The organism is Desulfurispirillum indicum S5 (assembly GCF_000177635.2).
Taxonomy (GTDB): Bacteria; Chrysiogenota; Chrysiogenetes; order Chrysiogenales; family Chrysiogenaceae; genus Desulfurispirillum; species Desulfurispirillum indicum.
In genome coordinates, this window is sequence record NC_014836.1 from 2094641 (window position 1) to 2112113 (window position 17473).

The window sequence follows — 17473 nt, forward strand, 5'->3', positions numbered from 1 at the left end:
AGAGCGGAAAAAGGAGTGAAGAAAGGAAAGAGTATGCCTAACACAGCCTCAGGATGAGGACTGCGGGAGGACCATCAGAAGACATAGCGCGCTCCGACGCCAAAGGTGCGGGGGTCGCCATAGGCAATAACGCGCATACCCGAGTACATGCTGATATATTTTTCATCGGTAAGGTTACGTCCGTAAAGATAGAAGTCCCAGTCAGCAACCCGATACCCGAACTTCGCATCTGCGAGGGTATAGGCGTCCTGTTTCGGAAATGGCTCAAGGGCAGTTGCATCATCGTAGAAGTAATGTCTGCCTGTGCTGGACACATCAATACGCCCATAGAACCCGTGAGGATGTGTATAGGCAACGCCTGCCCTTACACTGTGTGCAGGGGTCTGCTCAATGGTCTGCCCGTCAAAATTGCCACCACCCCAGTCATAATCGCGATATTTTGCCTTCACGAGCCCCACTGAAGAGTTCATCTCCAGCCCATGCACAGGGCGGAAGGTCACCTCGACTTCTGCACCCTGAGAGTAGGCTTTTTTTGCATTATCCGTGACGTACATCGCGCCGATGGATTTAGATATATGGATATCTTCTATATCCATATAAAATAACGATGCCGCAATGGAGCCCTGCCCGAAGTTACCCTTCACGCCCAACTCATAGTTTGTAGAGGTCTGAGGTTCAAACCGATTATCATCGGCGCTGCCTGCCATGGCGAAATAGTTAAACCCTCCAGGCATATACCCCTTTGACCACAGCGCATATGTGTTCCATGCATCCGCAAACTGCCAGGATATGGCTGCCTTCGGCAGAAATGCGTTCCAGGTCTTTTCCGCCTCCAGCTCATACATGGCTGGACCTGGCACGCCCACGGGCAAGTAGTACATGGAGAGGTCAATTTCTTTTGTAATACGCTGGTAACGTCCACCAAAGGTCAACTCAAACTGTTCTGCAAAAGGGATAATTACCTGACCAAAGGCAGCAAGAGTGTCTGAATCGGTTCGTGAGACGGCACTCATCTCCGAGTTTCCAAGGTATGCGTAACTTACCGGGTCAAAATCGGGGAATTGCATGCCCATACGCCCTTGTTTGTGACGCTCGGCTTCAAAATAGAAACCACCCACCCAACGCAAACCCTGTCCAGCGTTGCTTGACAAGCGCAATTCCTGAGTCCAGCTGTCCACATCAAAATCACTGAACTGAACCAGACCTGCGTATAGCGGATCATTGCCAAAATCCGAGTCGTACTCACCATTGAACTGAACCGTTTTATTGGTCGTCACCGCATTCAGGGACACGGCATCAAATTCATAGGTCAAACCCATGCTTTGGGCATTACTTTCCGTGACCTGTTTGGTCGGCATATCCACTTCCTGTTTCTTGGCATCATCTCTGGAAAAATCGCCAATAACAGCGCTGCCGGGTATGCCGATACCATTGATCCCATACTGCTGCGTGTATTCATTCGTCAACGAAAGCCTCGCGGTGAAACGATCAGTAGGAGTCATGGTCAGGTTAAGGTTCAGTCGCCGATCATTTTCCTTATTGAAATCACTGTCCATGCCGGCGGCTGTATTTTCGATCCATCCGTCATCCTGCCGGTACTGGACATTCAAGCCCAGAAAAAGCCTGTCATCGATCAGCGCACCCCCTGCGTTCAGGGCGCTTCGCATTGAGTTGAAACTGCCGTATTCGGTCTCCACCTTCCCTTGCCAGGTATTTGATGGTCTTTTGGTCACAATATTGATGACCCCGCCAATGGCATCTTTACCGTAAAGAGTACCTTGAGGCCCCCGCAGCACTTCGACCCGCTCGGCATTCATGAGCGACGCATCAAACCCTTCGATCCCACTGTGAGCAACCCCATCAATATAGATCACCACAGGATTGTTGTTCGTGAATATAGAGGGATTCAGGCCCCGAAAATTTACCGCACTGGCCATCGGACCTGAGCTGGCCTTCATATTCGGAATCTCCCTGATAACGTCAGCCACGGATTTGATGCCTTTATCCTCAAGCATTATCTCGTTGATAACAGTAATGCTCTGAGGGACATCAATGATGTCCTCTTCAATTTTATTGGCCGTCACCGTGATAGTCTGCAGGACGCTTACCTGCCCGGACGCTTCAGCATCCCCTTCGTTCGCCCAGGCAGCCCCTCCACTGAACCACACTACCAGTGCCAGAACCATGGGGACCTGACCCCATTTTCCGCTCCGCAATTGATTCGCACACCACACCTGCACATCATGTCTCATCCACAACCTCCATGAAGTCTCCGGGAAGAAAATACGTTACAGCTAACTCTTTTCCCACAGCTCATAGAAGTCTGCTACTCGACACGGGAAAACGACTGCTCCAATCGGGAAACCTTTCAGCCTGCGACGGCAATGTCCTTCCATTCCGACTCTCTATGACAGCGGAAAAAGAATACAGGGAAGTGAAAGAGCATGGATGAGTGATCTACTCAAGGCATTACCAGGAGAGGAAAACGGGGGAGGGGGAACCTGAACTCTCATTAGACACAGAGCAGGGAAGAGCGCTACCTGATGCAGTTGGAGGGAAGCCGGCCATGGAACTGTCTGAAGGCACCGCTGAAATGCCCCGGACAGGAGTATCCCACCATCAGGGCCACCTCCAGCACCGAGTGCTCACCGGTCTCCAGCAATTCCAGGGCCTTCTGCATGCGCAGCTTGCGCACATACTCGCCAATGGTCATGCCAAGGCGCTGGCGGAAGCCGGTTTTCAGGTAACATTCATTGAGGGCAACCCGGCGGGCAAGGGCCGCGATGGTTGGCGGATCAACCCATTCGCTGCACAGGATATCCACCGCCTCGTCAATGGCGACACTGCGACGACTGCCACCACAGTGACGGCGGGTTTCTTCCGCAGAGATATCAAGCCCCAGAAAGACGGCCAGGATATCCAGAGCCTGGGACTCAAGACGCAATTCGTCACAAACATCACTGCAGGATTGTGCAAGCAGACGAGTGGCCAACCGGCTGATGGTCGGACGATGGTGTGTCAGGCGCATGCAGACGGCAGGATCACGGGAAAGCAAGGCGTCCAGGTTGCGACTGAAACGCTGCGGAAGCTGCTCACGCCATTGATCAAGCACATGAACAGGTATATCCAGTGAGAGCCCGCGCATGGTAGTGTGAGGCTGGTGGCGGTAACGGACTTCCTCAACACGGCCACTGCACAGCCACAGGTCACCAGCCTGCACCTGTTCTGAGAGCCCAAGCTCGGGGATACCCAGCTGAAAGCCGCCACAGAGCAGCATATTAAAACCAAGGTTGCAGCTGAAATTTGGATAGCTGTACTCATGAGGAGAGTGGATGACGCAATCACAACGCCCAAGGGAAATCCCATCACGCAGCTCACGTATATCCATCCAGCCACGCCCGACTTGGGGCGACACGCCAGCGCGCAGACAGGTACCCCGAGACTCCCGTCGATCGTGCTGCACCACAAAAAAACCCCGATCTTCGTAGAGTGTTCGGCATTGGTCCAGAATCGTCACATCCGGCGGGTCTTTTTCCACAACGGCCCTCCTGTACTCAGGGTTCATCGAAGTCTACGCGTATTCACGCTGACATGGGGTGCTGACAGCATCAGCCTCCACAGAACATCCCGAAGTGGTGGCGCACTGCCAGCACCCCATGACACCATCGAATTTACTCTTACCGCGATAAAGCTAAAGAGGCAACACAAAAATAGCAGGAACTAAGTTCAACTTCACCCTTCCCGGAATATCCCGGTACCGCAAGTACACTGAAAAGCCTCGAATCCCAGGCGCGCATGAAACCAGAAATGCCCCGCCGCTCAACACGAGTCGGTGGAGCATCTGGGCTCAGATTCGATGGCAATCAGGGGATACTGAAGGTAAGGGTGGCGGCGTAGGTATGATAATCACAGACCCGCTTATCGGGATAATCCTCTTGATGGCTGACTTTGATGAGAAATTCTCCGGCACTCCCCGGGACAAGAGCCAACCGGCCCGACGGATCGGCTTTGATTTTACGGGATTCCAGTTCGCCTTCACCCTTGCGAAAAAAGATTTCGGCTTCCGCTGCCGCCAGGGGCTCGCCATTGAAGAGGACCACAATCTCAATGGACTGGTCAGAGCTATACGAAACGGCGGTATGGGGTATCAGTTCAAGCTGGTGCCCTACGGGAGAGGTCATCTGCGTTTCATCCAGCACGGCATCGCCCGCAATCAGCAGTCGCTTGCCGAACATCTGGGCCTGTGAGCAGTAAAGAGCGCCCAGTACATCACGTTTTGTGGCCTGACGCCATCCAGCCGGGTTTCGCGTCCAGTAGGTCGGGCGATAGGTGGCAGCCACATAGTAGGTTCCCGGCGCCACACCCTCAGGGAGCACGTAGCGATAGTTTTCCCCTTCCTGAATCATCTCCACGCTTTCCCCACTGCCGAAAACCTTCATGGGCGGGAAAATATGGACCCGGTCCTCCGCGATGGCCTCCGCCACGGGGAAGTCGTGACCATAGCCCAGTTCCGCCGTGAGTGATGTGCCGGACTCGCTGGCATTGACCCACAGATCATGGGCACAGACTCCGGTAGCAAGCAGGCCCGCCAGCAGTACGGGTGCCGTAAATGTGTTCAGCAGACGCATAAGAACTCCTTATTGATTCAGAATTGGTAGGTTACCTGAAGGGTATAGTTACGCGGCGCTCCCGGGGTAACCCAGTGCTCCCAGTAGGAGGCCGTGTAATACTCCTTGTCCAGGAGGTTGTCGATGATAAAGGCGACTTCCATATCAGGTCGCGGTTTATAGGCGGCGCGAACGTGCACCGTGGAATACGAGGGCAGAGTAAAGTCGGTATTGCTCTGGTTGCCCACCCGCGAATCCACATACACAATACCACCGCCGATGCTGGCATCCCTGTCGGCCAGTTTCCATCCGTAATTGGTCAGCAGACTGGCCTGGTTGCGGGGCACATTATTCAGGCGGGTATCCTGGCTGAAGGTAACCCCGTCAGCCACTATATGGGCATCGGTATAGCTGTAGCTGAAGCTGGCACTGAGGCTTTCGGTGATTTTCCCGTTCACATCCAGCTCAATTCCCCTGCTTCTGACCTCGCCAGCGGTCACCGAGAAGGCGGCGTCAACGGGGTCGCGGGTAAGCACGTTCTCTTTGGTAATCTGAAAGAGACTGGCGTCCAGGGAGAGTCCACCGGGCAGTGTGGTCTTCAGGCCAATGTCGTAGGAAGTGGAGGTTTCGGGATCAAACTGGTCGCCATGACGATCCGCACCAGAGTTGGGATTGAATGCCCGTGATGCATTGGCAAAAACCGTCACCAGGGAGGTGAGATCGTGACTGACACCGACTCGCGGATTGACGGCATTGTCCCTTTGGGATGCCTTCACCCCCGTCTGGAGATTTTTCGTCTCCTGCTCAAAGCGGTCGAAGCGTCCGCCCACCAGCACACGGGTCGCATAGTTCACATGAATGAGATCCTGCACGTAGAAGGCGAGGGTATCCTCAGCATCCTCGCGCTGATTGGTCCGCGAATCGTCGAAGGGTATGGGCCCGCTACCGTAAACCGGATTGTAAATATTGAACGCGTAGGGATCAGACGCGTTGGCCTGCGTGCGGGCACTGCGCCGCATGAGAAAGTCCTGTTCGTATCGGCTCAGCTCGGCCCCCAGCAGCAGGTCATGGCGCAGTCCGGAAAGCTCCACACTGCCACGGATCTCCGCTGAAGCCACCAGATCATCGCTCTCATAATCGCGGTGACGCCGTTCGCGAATCAGGTAGCCATCGCTTTGGCCCATGGCCTCAGTGGAATCGCCCTTCATCGTGCTGTGCATATGGGCCAGAGTCAGTTGGCTGGACCAGTTCTCGCTGAGATCAGCCTGAAAACGCAGACGATTTGCCTGGGTCCTGAGAGTGATGTCGCCATCATCGGGCTCATTGAGAAAGCGCGTCACCGGTACCACACCGAGCCTGTTATCCACCGCCATGACCCCACGGTCAAGGGGGCGCTTCTGTTGGGAAAATTCGCCATCATAGTGCACACGCGCGTTGTCGGAAAGAATCCATGAGAAAGCTGGTGCCACCACAAAGCGATTTTCACTGACATGATCCCGGAAGGTATCGCCATCCTCAACCGCCACACTGATCCGGCCGGCAATGGAATCACTCAGAGGCCCAGTGTAATCGAAGGTCGCCCGATGGGGCTTATCACTGGAGGCAGCCAGCGTTACCTCGCCGGATGACTCAAAGCTGGGGCGCTTGGTCACAATATTCACCGCTCCACCGGGATCAGCTCTGCCGATCAATGCCGAAGACGACCCCCGCAGAATTTCAATACGCTCAAGGTTGACAGCATCCTGTTTGCCTGTATACCCGCGGTTAGCCCGTACACCATCCCGCAGAAAAACCGGCCCCCGGTTGATATCACCTTCGAAACCCCGGATGGAATAGTTGTCCCACATTCCGCCGAAATCGTTTTGAGAAGACACCCCGCTGACAAAGGGCAAAGCATCGCCCATGCGCGTGGCACCCAGGTGTTCAAGCATCTGTGGCGTCACGATAGTCACCGCCTGGGGCACCAGTGTCGGATCAATGGGCATGCCGGTCGCCCCACTCACTTCACTGGCCCGGTATCCGGTACTTTCATGCGCCGTTCCGGTAACGCGCACAGGCTCAAGCTGTACTGATACCTTGGGATCATCCGCCTGTGCCGCCGTCACGGCAAGCAATGCCACTGCGAAGCCTGCCCTCCAACCTTCCAAGAACCTTCTTAACATAACCACTCCTCATGAAATACGACGAAGCTCACTCCAGGTGGCACAATTTACATATTCGTAGCACGATCGTCAAGACCCAATTCTGACTGGAATGAGCAACGACAGAGCGGAACTCTGCTGTAAGTACGGTGCGAGATCATCATCTACGAGGAGGTGAGGAAGTGTTCAACTGCAGGAAGGTGGGCGTGGGGAAGCGCTTTTCAGTACCTCGACGGTGCATATGTCAGCAGATGGATCAATGCCGACCTGAAAGTTCATGACAGTCTCACAATAGAGGACATAGAAACCACCCGAGTCGCCATCATGAAAGCCATAGGGGGAAACTCAGGTTTCGCACCCCCGAAATAACGGGTTCTCGGCGTTTCTCCTTATGGCATGCAGAAATATGACACTCTGACATGTTTCGTGGCAATCGTGGAAAATTGTCGGGATTTATGGCTACGTCCTGAGTGCTTTTCTCCCCGTTGTAAATAGACATACTGCGATAGCGGCAGTATTCCCTTGGCCACACTGGGCAAGGCACTCCACACCGCTATCGCAGTACAAGCATCTCAGTTCAAAACGCTTCTCACATCCCGGCGTACTGCCACCCACCCCCCAGAACTTTATACAGTTCCAGCGCACCATTCAGGCGGGTCAGCTGCAGCTGCACCATCTGATCCTGGGCACTGAAGAGGCTGCGCTGGGCATCCAGCACGCTGAGCAGGTCATCGGCTCCTTCGCGGTAGCGCAGTTCCGCCAGCTGCAGGCTCCTTCTGGTTTCCGCCAGGATGTCTGTCTGCAGCTGTTCCTGCTGCGAGCTGAAGTGGACCGTGTTCAGGGCGTCCTCCACTTCCTTGAGGGCGGTCAGAATGGCCTTGCGGTAGGTTTCCAACAGCTCACGCTGGCGGGATTCGGCACTGGCAATCTGACTCTGGCGGCGCCCGCCATCAAAGATGCTCTGGGTGATGGAGGCACCCAGGCTCAGGGTGCTGGTAGGGCTTGAGAGGGAGAGAAGCCCGCTGCTGGCGGCTCCCGCCGAAGCCGACAGGGAGATGGAGGGGAAGAGGGCAGTACGGGCCGCCACAATGCTGGCGTCGGCGGCAACGAGCTGGGCTTCGGCCCGCGCCAGATCGGGTCGCCGCAAGAGCAGGTCTGAAGGCATTCCGGGGTCGACGGTGGGAACGCGCAACTGGCTGAAGGGCTCAGGGTTGATGGCAAATTCCTGGGGCGCGACGCCCAGGAGAATGGCCAGGGCCGAGCGGGTCTGGCGCTGCTGCTGTTCCAGGCTCAGCAGGGTGGAGCGCTGGCTGAGCACGGTGGACTGCTGACGGGCCAGGTCAAGCGCAGAGGCGGTGCCGTGGCGCTGGCGCGCCTCGACGATGCCCAACACCCGTTCACTGATGGCGAGGTTTTCGCGGGAATAGGCCAGGCGTTCCTCCAGGGCCAGCAGCTGAAAATAGCCGCTGGCTACGCCGGCGATCAGGCTCAGGCGCACACTTTCATAGTCAAAGTGGCTGGCCGCGAGATTGGCTTCGGAGGCCCGCACATCCGCCGCAATGCGTCCCCACACATCCACTTCGTAGCTGGCTCCCAGGGAGAGGTTGGTGGATTCGCTGCTGGTGCTGCTGCCACCGGAAACGCTGCGGCGTTGGGCGGATGTTCCGCCACTGAGGTTCACGGCGGGAAAGAGGGAAGAGCCCGTACTGCGCAGCTGAGCTTCTGCCTGAATCACTCTTTCCACCGCGCCGGCAAGGTCGGGACTGCCTTCCATGCCCATGAGCACCAGCTCCTCAAGACGCGGGGAGCCAAAACGCTGCCACCAGTCGCCTTCGGGTACCTGGGCTTCAGCGGGCAGCTGGGCCTGCCAGGCTTCGGGCAGCACGGGTTCGGGACGCGCGGGAGGGGCAAACTGGCTGGCACAGCCACTGAGGACAATACAGCAGCAGCCGATGAACAGCCGCTGCAGAGGCCATATGGGAAACGGTATTTTCATAGAACACTTCCATTCAGGCCCTTATCAAGGCCGTAAATCTGCATTGCAATGCGATTGCACAAGACAAAAACCGGGTTCACACCACGGGAATCAAGCCGCCAAGAGGGGAGGCCTTTATAGTAAAGAGGATAAACCACGGAATACACGGAAAGTCCGGACAAACAGCCAGGAGTGGGAAAGAGTTTTTTGGAAAAAAAATATCCTCTCGTTCCGTGTTCTCCGTGCCTTCCGTGGTTTCTTTCTTCTGCCTTGCCCCTTATGGCTTTTGCCTCATTCCGACGCCAGCGCCACCACCGGGTCCAGCCGCGCCGCTTTGCGGGCGGGCAGATAGCCGAACACCAGCCCTGTGGCAAAGGCGCAGCCAAAGGCCAGCACCACCGGAGTCAGAGAGTAGTGGATGGCGGTTCCCAGGGAACCGACGATGGCGGCAACGCTGAGGCCCACCGCCACACCGATCAGCCCGCCCATGGCGGAGACCACCAGCGCTTCAATGAGAAACTGCTGGAGAATATTGCGCATGCGCGCTCCAGTGGCCATGCGGATGCCGATTTCACGGGTGCGTTCGGTGACGCTGACCAGCATGATGTTCATGACGCCAATGCCACCCACCAGCAGGGAGATGGCGGCGATGGAACCCAGCAGGATGGTCATGGTGTTCTGAGTTTCGGTCACATTGTCAATCAGGGCGGCCATATTGCGGATCTGGAAATCTTCCACACCGCCGTGCCGCATGAGCAGCAGGGCGTGCACCTCTTCCTGGGTCTGGTCAATCTGCCGTACGTCCTCGACGGCAATAATCATATTGCGCAGGAAGCGCTGTCCGGTCAGGCGCAGGCTGCTGGTGGTAAAGGGCACCAGGACCACATCATCCTGATCCTGCCCCCCCAGTCCGGCGCCCCGTTCGTCCATGATGCCGATTATCTGAAAGGGAATATTGTTGATGAGAATAAATTGTCCCAGGGCATCACCAGAGGGAAAGAGCGCACTGGAAACCGTTTGACCCACGACGGCCACGGTGGCGTAGCTGCGTTCATCGTCAGCGCTGAAGAAGGTTCCCTCCGCCGGATGCCAGGCCCGCGCCACGGGGAAATCGGCAGAAGTGCCGTTGACTTCGGTGCGATGGTCAAAGTTGCCAAAGCGCACCGTAACCGAGCTGCTCTGCTCCGGCACAGCTGCCAGCACATTGGAGAGCTCCCGCACGGCCACCACGTCATCGGGCACCAGGGTGGCAATTCCACCCCGCCCCCGCATATTGGGGGCTCCCGGCCGCACCGTCAGCAGGTTACTGCCCAGGGAGCTGATGCGCTCCACCACCTCCTGCTTGGCGCCATCGCCAATGGCCAGCATGGTGATAACCGATGCCACACCGATGACAATCCCCAGCAGAGTCAGGATCGTGCGGAAAATATTGCTGCGCAGGGCGCGTACCGCCGTGCGGGTCGCCTCCAGCAGCTCACCGAAGAAAGAGTCCTTCTGATGCTGAGCATCAAAACCCTCTTTTCCCGAAGACACTGGCTGCGGTCCGGGGTCGGAAAGGATATCTCCATCGCGGATCTCGATAACGCGGCTGGCGTGCTCAGCCACCTCCCGCTCATGGGTAATCAGAATGATCGTGTGGCCGCGGGCGGAGAGTTCGCGCAGCAGCCGCATGACTTCGGCACCACTCTTGCTGTCCAGGGCGCCCGTGGGTTCGTCGGCCAGAATGATACGACCGCCATTCATCAGGGCTCGAGCTATGGACACCCGCTGCTGCTGCCCACCGGAGAGCTGCCCCGGACGATGGGTCAGGCGATCTTCCAGGCCCAGCTCAGCCAGCAGGGCATGGGCACGTTCGCGTCGCATGGCAGGAATCATACCGGCATAGACCGCTGGCACCTCCACATTTTCCACCGCCGTAGCCACACTGATGAGGTTGTAGCTCTGGAAGACAAAACCGAACTCTTCCCGGCGCAGGCGAGCCAGTTCATCGCGCTCCAGATCCGAGACATCCTGTCCCATGAACAGGTACTGCCCTGAAGTGGGCCGATCCAGGCAACCAAGGATATTCATGAGTGTCGACTTGCCGGAACCGGAAGCGCCCATGATGGCCACAAATTCGCCGGGGTAGATTTTCAGGTCGACACCGTGGAGTACCTCCACGGAGAGCTCACCATTAAAATAGGTCTTGGTGACCTGCCGCAGTTCAATAAGGGGTTGGGATGCTGCCATCAGCGCACCCTGGGCATGCCCGTGCCCGGACCCCCAGCAGCCAGAGGGCTGCCGGCAGTCGCAGTGCGCGCCGCGCCGGAATTGCCCGCCTGGGCAACGCCCACGGCAACCCGTTCACCTTCCACCAGGCCGGAAAGCACCTGCGCCTGAATGCGGTTGCTGACTCCAACCTCAACTTCGCGGGGTTCCAGGGTGCCATCGGCCAGAACGACCTGAACGGTGGCGCGGGAAGTGGCACTGGCAGTAGCGGCTGCGCGACTGCGCTCACCGGATTCACCACCGGGCATGCGCGCGCGATCGCCCGATTCTGCCCCCGCAGGCCGTTCACGGCGCTGCGCGGTATTCGTGTTCGTTGCGGAGCTCATGCTCAGGGCTGCCACCGGCACCAGCAAAGCGTCGCGGGCCGAGGACACCACAAAGAAGACCTGGGCGGTCATCTGGGGCAGCAGTTCGCGATTGGCATTGGTGACATCGAACAGGGCATTATAGAGCACCACGTTGTTTTCCACGGTGGGTGTGGGTTCCACCCGGTGGAGCCTGCCGTACCAGCGCCGGCCCTGACTGCCCAAGGTGGTAAAGTACGCTTCCATATCCATGCGCAGTTTACTGACATCGGCTTCGGAAACCTGGGTCTGCACGGTCATGGTGGAAAGATCGGCAATGCGCAGAATGGTCGGCGCCTGCTGGCTGGCATTGATGGTCTGCCCCTGGCGCACGCTGACGGAAACCACCGTGCCGTCCATGGGAGCATAGATCATGGCGTAGTTGAGGCTGGCTTCATCGGAGCGCAGGGTCGATTCCGTCTGGTCGATCTGTGCCCTGAGCATTTCGATCTGAGCCCTGGCAGAAAGCAGCGATGCTTCGGCATTCTGAACATTTTCCTCGGTGGTGGCATCTTCCGCCAGCAGATTTTTCTGCCGCCGGTAATGGTTTTCCGCCAGGATCAGCTGCGCCTCGCGATCGCGTAGCTGGGCCAGCTGGTAACGCAGCTGGGCCCGCGTGGCATCCACTTTGGCCACAAAGAGCGTCGGGTCGATCTCCGCCAGCAGTTCACCCTGCTGCACCTGGGTGCCCACCTCCACATGGATCTTCTGCATCTGGCCCGACACCTGGGCTCCCACATCCACGTAATTGCGTGGCTGCAGGGTACCCGTGGCCGTTACCAGGTTTTCGATATTGCCTTTCTGGACCTGGGCAATGCTCCAGGCCTGCTGGCCTTTCTGGTTGCTGAACATATGCTGCCAGCTGAAATAGCCTGCCCCGGCCAGCAGCACAAGCCCTGGCAACACAAGAAACAGTGCGCGCCTTGAGGGACGCCATCGACGTGATTGCATTTCGCGATTCATGATTCCATCCTGTCCTGAAGATTCTTAAAGGCAGCACACACATCACACAAGTGCCTTTACGCATCAAACAAGGGCAGAACCTGCAACGGGAAAACTGGCCAGCTGCTGCTGCCAGCGGGCAATGGCCTCGGGATCACCGTTATCCACCTCTACCATGGGGTACAGGGACACGGCGCCGTGGTCACGCAGCCAGGCATCCAGTTCATGGCCAAATTTGCAGTACAGCTCGTACTGGCGGTCTCCAACCGCCAGCAGGGCATATTCAAAACCATTCAGGGCAAGATCTCCCTCCGCCATCAGCCGCACAAAGGGGCGGGCGCTGACCGGGGGCTCACCGTCACCGAATGTTGATACCAGAAACAGCGCGCGGGAATAACTGCCAAGATCGGAAGCGCTCAGGCTGCCAAGTTCCTTCACACTGATATTGTAACCGTGTTTCTGGAGTGTCGCCGCACTCTGCCAGGCCAGGCTTTCACTATAGCCGGTCTGGCTGGCATAGGCAATCAGCAGCGGTTCGGCATTTTCGTCAGCATCTGCCTGCCGGGCCTCGGAAGCGATTGCCAGGGCGGCTTTTTTATGGCGACGGCGCTCAAAGTAGAGCATGAAACCAGTAATGGTGAACAATGGCATGAGGATACTGGCCACCATGAAGATGATCTTGCCCGGCAGGCCCCAGTAACTTCCCGCGTGCAGCGGCAGCATGCTGCCCATGAGACGGACATTGAGGGGCCGGTCGGCGTACCGGTCATGCAGGGTGACTTCACCCGACACGGGGTGAATGGTCATACGATTATTGGCCCGCTCATGCTGCGGTCTGGCATCCTGATAGGTAACGCTGACCTCCTGGCCATTGCCCTGGGGAATACGCAGCTGAACCTGGCTGAAGTTGCCCTGGGAAGCTTCCTGAAACGACGTCCATACCACGCCCAGTTCGCGGGCGATGGCAGCGCTGGATGGCGCAGCAGATTCTCTTCCCGCGCCGCTGCCTCGCTCGCCGGATCGCCCTTCGGGCCGTGTCCGCTCGGAGCCTTCACCACCACGCTGGGCTGGTGCAACTCCTTCCGGTGTCGCTTCAGGTGCCGCCGGAGGAGGCATGACCCGGGCAGCCGGGCGCGGCACTCCGCTGATATCAAAAAGCATATTGCGATACCAGCCATAGGACCAGTACAGCCCGGTCAGTGACATGATCAGAAAGGGTATGAGTACCCAGGTTCCCAGCACCGCGTGCATATCCCAGACAAAGCCGCGTCCGCGACGCTTCAGGTCAAAGGTCAACCACACCTTCAGGCTGCTCACCTGGCGGGGCCAGCGCAGGTAGATCCCCGTAATGCTGAGCAGGATACACAGCACCGTGGAGGCTCCCACGATCTGTTTGCCAAGGGTGCGGTTATGAAAAAATTCATCGGTCAGCAGCCAGCGGTGCAGGCGCATGGTCGCGGAGAAGAAGCTCTGCCCCTTCACCTCTCCCAGCAGTTCACCGGTGTAAGGATTGACATAGCGCGTCTCACCCCGCCGCATCCTGGGATCAGCACTGGCCAGATTTACCGACGCCGAGCGATTGGCTCCGGTATGGAGCGTCAGGGAGTTGACGGTACGATCCGGGAACTCCCGCTGAAGCTTGCGCAGAAGCTCCGTTGGGTCGAGCTTTTCAGCACCCGCAGGAACCGTGACCGTCAGCACACCGGGATTCATGAGGCGCAGAATCTCCGACTGAAACGAAAGCATACCGCCGGTAACCCCGACGATAATCAGGATAACCCCGGCGGTAATGCCAAAGAACCAGTGAAGCTGAAACCAGATATTTCGAAACATCAATAAACTCCTTTATGGAAGAGAGCGGACTCACGCGAACGTGTGCGTTCCTGGCGAACTGACGCCTTAAAAAGCCAGCGCCATCACTTCATGGATTGCTGAACGTGAGCGTCAGGCCGTAGCGGGTTCGGTCATAATGCTCACCCTCAGCGGTTTCGCCAGGCTGCTCATGGGTATGGGAAGCTCGCACCAGATACTGCCCCGCCTTGAGAGTGAGAATCTGCACCTGCCCCAGGGCATTGGTAGTCAGCTTCTGTTCCTGGCGATCCGGGTCGTAAACGGTAATCTCGGTGTCGGCCAGGGGACTGCCCTGAAACTGCAGGGCAAAGCGGTTTCCGTCGGGGACCATGGGCACGAGATCCAGATCCACCAGGGAGTTGGCCTGGGAGCGTCCGGCACGGGCCAGCGCCACTGCGCGGGTCACTTCCGTGCCGATACGGGCGCGGCGCAGTCCGGTTTCTTCCACCAGCGCCACATCGCCAGGAGCCTTGATGGTGATCTCGATATGATCGTCGCGGCGGTAACTGGCTCCCGCAATATCTGCGGGAAGAATCCCGGTGGCCTTGATATCGTCAAGCTTGTCACCGGTCTTTTCGTGAATACCGCGATGCCAGTAACCGAAGTAGGCCCTGGCAGAAGTTTCATCAGCACGTTCAAGCCAGATATAGTGAGCGCTGGCGGAACTTATCAGCACAGCGATCAAAAGCAATGTCAGCAGGGTACGCATGGGATCTCCTGAAAAGAGCCCTGCAGGCTCATGACGAACCTGCAGGGCGTGAAGTGGTCAGCGATTAAAAGACAACGTTCACGCCAACCCAGAAGTTGCGGGCTTTGTCTTTGTTGTTATAGTCGTCGGTAAAGGTCGCATTGTAGGTACCGTCATTATTGTCGGTAAAGCTGGTCTGATAACTGGTGAAGTCTTCATCCAGCAGGTTATTGATGCGCGCGTTAATCGTGACAGCATCGCTCAGCTTAAAGGATGTCCCAAGATGCAACACTTCGTAGCTCTTATAGTAGCGAGCCTTATCCGCATCACTATCCCAGCCCCGGTAGCGATCAGACTCCGCCTGCATGGTCAGAAAGAGGTTAAGGCGCTGCGTGACGCCCCAGTCAAGGGTGGCATTCATCATATGCTCAGCGGTATTGTTGAGGGGACGCCCCTTGTTAGCGCCACTCTTCTGCTCCGAGTCCGTATAGGTGTAGTTGGCGCGCAGAGAGAGATTGTGCAGAATCTGGTAGCGGCCAGCCATTTCATACCCTCTGATCTCTACCTTATCGATATTGATGTTCTGACTGTACGTATCAAAGCCCAGTTGCTCATAAGCGCCCAGATTGACGCAGGGGCGTTGACCACCAGTGGCGACACAAGTCTGGGTCGCTTCACCACGGGCGATCTTGTCTTTGAAGTCGTTCTGGAAGTAGGTGAAATTGAAACTGTGTCGATCAGGGTGGCTCCAGTACACCGCAACCTCTGTGTTCACACTGGTTTCGGGCTCAAGATCCGGATTCCCTGCCCAGGGGCTGGTGCCCTGTCCACCAAATCCGACAATACCATCGTAGAGATCAGTGGTTTTTGGTGTCTTATAGCCCGTGCTTACACCACCCTTGATGGTCCATTGGCTGTCCAGGGCATAGACCGCATAGAGGCGCGGTGAAACCTGACTGCCGAACATATCGTGGTCGTCAAAGCGCGCACCACCAGTAATGGTCAAGGGGTCAACGGGGCTCCAGTTGTCCTCGACAAACAGGGAGTACATTTTGTGCTCCTGGACGGCGCTGGTCTTATTGTCCTCCATACCGAAAACGCCATCTTCAAGCTCCCCGTCAATCACCTGTCCACCCACTACCAGCATATGGTTCCCGGCCATATCGTAGAGAGGGATATCCAGACGCGCGTCCAGCGTGTACTGGCTGCTTTCCAGGGTACGGCGCGGACGCGGCAGAAACGTTTCTTCAGCCAATGCCCTGCGCTCTGCCTCTGTCATTCCCGCATAGGCACCGGTGCCATCATACATTTCCTGCAGTAACTGTCGCTCTGCCACCGTAAAGGGCATGCTGCGACCTTTGTTATTGGTGGCAATGTGGGAAAGCGCCACCATGCTGCGGCCAAAGTCCCACTGCCCCTCATGGGCCAGGCTCCACTGGTCGCGGGTGAATTCCTGCTCCGTGGAGTAGCCAACGCGGGGAGCCACCTGTCCCCCCTGCTGGCGCCAGATGGAATCAATGCCATCCAGCGTTCCCAGAGGGTAGGAGACTGACTGGGTAGCTACGTTATAGGTGGGGGTATTGTCATAAACCTGCTTGGAGGTGTCATAGTCAAAGCTGATCCTCTGACGATCGTCGGGAGTCCAGTCAAGACTGAAGCCAAAGCTTTCATTGGCATTATTCACCGTTTTGCCACCACCACCAAAGCCAAGGCCACGGGTATGAAGCTCCCCTGCAGGGTCTCTTACCGGCGCATATTCGGGATTTGAAGCCAGCCGATTATACATGCTGCCGCGAACAGACATGCCCAGAACGCCGGGAATCAACGGGCCCATGATGTTAAAATCGGTGGTGATATCATTGCCAAAGTCATCATTGGTCTGATAGGTGCGCCCGTGGGAAATAGAACCACTCCAGGTGTCCATGCCCTTACGGGTGATGATGTTGATAACCCCACCCATGGCGTCGGCACCGTAGAGGGTTGAAGCCGGGCCGCGGATAATCTCGATGCGCTCAATGGCGTCCAGGGGGGGGATATGGTTGAACTGATTCCCGCCGAAGTTGTTGGGATAGATATCCCCGTGGTTACTCTGACGACGGCCATTAATCAGGACCAGGGTATAATCCGAACCCATGCCCCGCATACTGATGGTACGCTGACCGGTTTTGTCCGACGTTTCACCCACATCCACACCTTCGACATCGCGCACCGCGTCAATCAGGGTGGTGTAAGGCCGCCGCATGAGCTCTTCACGGGTAATCACCGTGATACTGGCCGGAGCGTCGGTGATCTTCTGTTCAAAACCGGCAGCGGTGACAACCATGGGAGCAAGCTCCTGGGCGTTTTCGGCTGCCTGAGCCACCAGACTGGCCGTCAGCATGGCCATGGCGCTGAAGCCAAGGCGACGTGAGAGTTCCTTTCCTTTCCTCATTCCTTCCTCCAAAAAAAATTTTCGGACCTCTCACGGGTCTCTCTGTATGTGAACTCCGAATGGAGTTGCACGCAGAAGATGTTCAACCACGGAACACACGGAAAGGCACGGAAGAAAGCCAGAAACATCAAAACAATTTCTCCCAAAATGCTTATTCATCTCTATGTCACCTTTCCGTGTCCTTCCGCGTATTCCGTGGTTGTGAGTGAAGCTGTCTTAAAGGCAG

At 57.1% G+C, this 17473-nt stretch carries 10 protein-coding genes; all 10 read right to left on the reverse strand.

Translation table 11 applies throughout. The annotated features are described in order from the left end of the window. Positions 1 to 74: 74 nt before the first annotated feature. The 10 genes from SELIN_RS09865 to SELIN_RS09910 all read right to left on the reverse strand — a co-directional run bounded on the left by SELIN_RS09865 (position 75) and on the right by SELIN_RS09910 (position 17247). Positions 75 to 2252, reverse strand: a complete 2178-nt coding sequence (locus SELIN_RS09865; RefSeq protein ID WP_013506521.1) for a TonB-dependent receptor — start codon at positions 2250 to 2252, stop codon at positions 75 to 77. Between the two features lie 284 nt (positions 2253 to 2536). Further along, complete coding sequence (locus SELIN_RS09870) at positions 2537 to 3538, reverse strand: helix-turn-helix transcriptional regulator (RefSeq protein ID WP_013506522.1); 1002 nt, start codon at positions 3536 to 3538, stop codon at positions 2537 to 2539. A gap of 325 nt (positions 3539 to 3863) precedes the next feature. Further along, on the reverse strand, positions 3864 to 4628 hold the full coding sequence (locus SELIN_RS09875) for a DUF4198 domain-containing protein (RefSeq protein ID WP_013506523.1): 765 nt from the start codon (positions 4626 to 4628) through the stop codon (positions 3864 to 3866). A gap of 17 nt (positions 4629 to 4645) precedes the next feature. Beyond that, positions 4646 to 6727: a TonB-dependent siderophore receptor gene (locus tag SELIN_RS09880; protein ID WP_049871126.1), complete on the reverse strand. Its 2082-nt coding sequence runs from the start codon at positions 6725 to 6727 to the stop codon at positions 4646 to 4648. Between the two features lie 610 nt (positions 6728 to 7337). Beyond that, positions 7338 to 8744, reverse strand: coding sequence for an efflux transporter outer membrane subunit (locus tag SELIN_RS09885; RefSeq protein ID WP_013506525.1), 1407 nt, complete (start codon positions 8742 to 8744; stop codon positions 7338 to 7340). 270 nt (positions 8745 to 9014) lie between these two features. Next, positions 9015 to 10952: a MacB family efflux pump subunit gene (locus SELIN_RS09890; RefSeq protein WP_013506526.1), complete on the reverse strand. Its 1938-nt coding sequence runs from the start codon at positions 10950 to 10952 to the stop codon at positions 9015 to 9017. After that, on the reverse strand, positions 10952 to 12298 hold the full coding sequence (locus tag SELIN_RS09895) for an efflux RND transporter periplasmic adaptor subunit (protein WP_013506527.1): 1347 nt from the start codon (positions 12296 to 12298) through the stop codon (positions 10952 to 10954). The genes SELIN_RS09890 and SELIN_RS09895 overlap by 1 nt, the downstream gene beginning before the upstream one ends. Before the next feature lie 63 nt (positions 12299 to 12361). Beyond that, positions 12362 to 14110 carry a PepSY domain-containing protein gene (locus SELIN_RS09900; RefSeq protein WP_013506528.1) on the reverse strand — a complete coding sequence of 583 codons (1749 nt, stop codon included), beginning with the start codon at positions 14108 to 14110 and terminating at the stop codon, positions 12362 to 12364. A gap of 88 nt (positions 14111 to 14198) precedes the next feature. Continuing rightward, on the reverse strand, positions 14199 to 14837 hold the full coding sequence (locus tag SELIN_RS09905) for a DUF4198 domain-containing protein (protein ID WP_013506529.1): 639 nt from the start codon (positions 14835 to 14837) through the stop codon (positions 14199 to 14201). 64 nt (positions 14838 to 14901) lie between these two features. Continuing rightward, positions 14902 to 17247: a TonB-dependent receptor domain-containing protein gene (locus tag SELIN_RS09910; RefSeq protein ID WP_013506530.1), complete on the reverse strand. Its 2346-nt coding sequence runs from the start codon at positions 17245 to 17247 to the stop codon at positions 14902 to 14904. Positions 17248 to 17473: the final 226 nt, after the last annotated feature.

Excerpts from the sequence above, each read along its gene's own strand:
- SELIN_RS09910 (WP_013506530.1), bottom strand. The coding sequence starts at position 17,247 with ATGAGGAAAGGAAAGGAACTCTCACGTCGCCTTGGCTTCAGCGCCATG.
- SELIN_RS09895 (WP_013506527.1), bottom strand. The coding sequence starts at position 12,298 with ATGAATCGCGAAATGCAATCACGTCGATGGCGTCCCTCAAGGCGCGCA.
- SELIN_RS09875 (WP_013506523.1), bottom strand. The coding sequence starts at position 4,628 with ATGCGTCTGCTGAACACATTTACGGCACCCGTACTGCTGGCGGGCCTG.
- SELIN_RS09905 (WP_013506529.1), bottom strand. The coding sequence starts at position 14,837 with ATGCGTACCCTGCTGACATTGCTTTTGATCGCTGTGCTGATAAGTTCC.
- SELIN_RS09890 (WP_013506526.1), bottom strand. The coding sequence starts at position 10,952 with ATGGCAGCATCCCAACCCCTTATTGAACTGCGGCAGGTCACCAAGACC.
- SELIN_RS09885 (WP_013506525.1), bottom strand. The coding sequence starts at position 8,744 with ATGAAAATACCGTTTCCCATATGGCCTCTGCAGCGGCTGTTCATCGGC.
- SELIN_RS09865 (WP_013506521.1), bottom strand. The coding sequence starts at position 2,252 with ATGAGACATGATGTGCAGGTGTGGTGTGCGAATCAATTGCGGAGCGGA.
- SELIN_RS09900 (WP_013506528.1), bottom strand. The coding sequence starts at position 14,110 with ATGTTTCGAAATATCTGGTTTCAGCTTCACTGGTTCTTTGGCATTACC.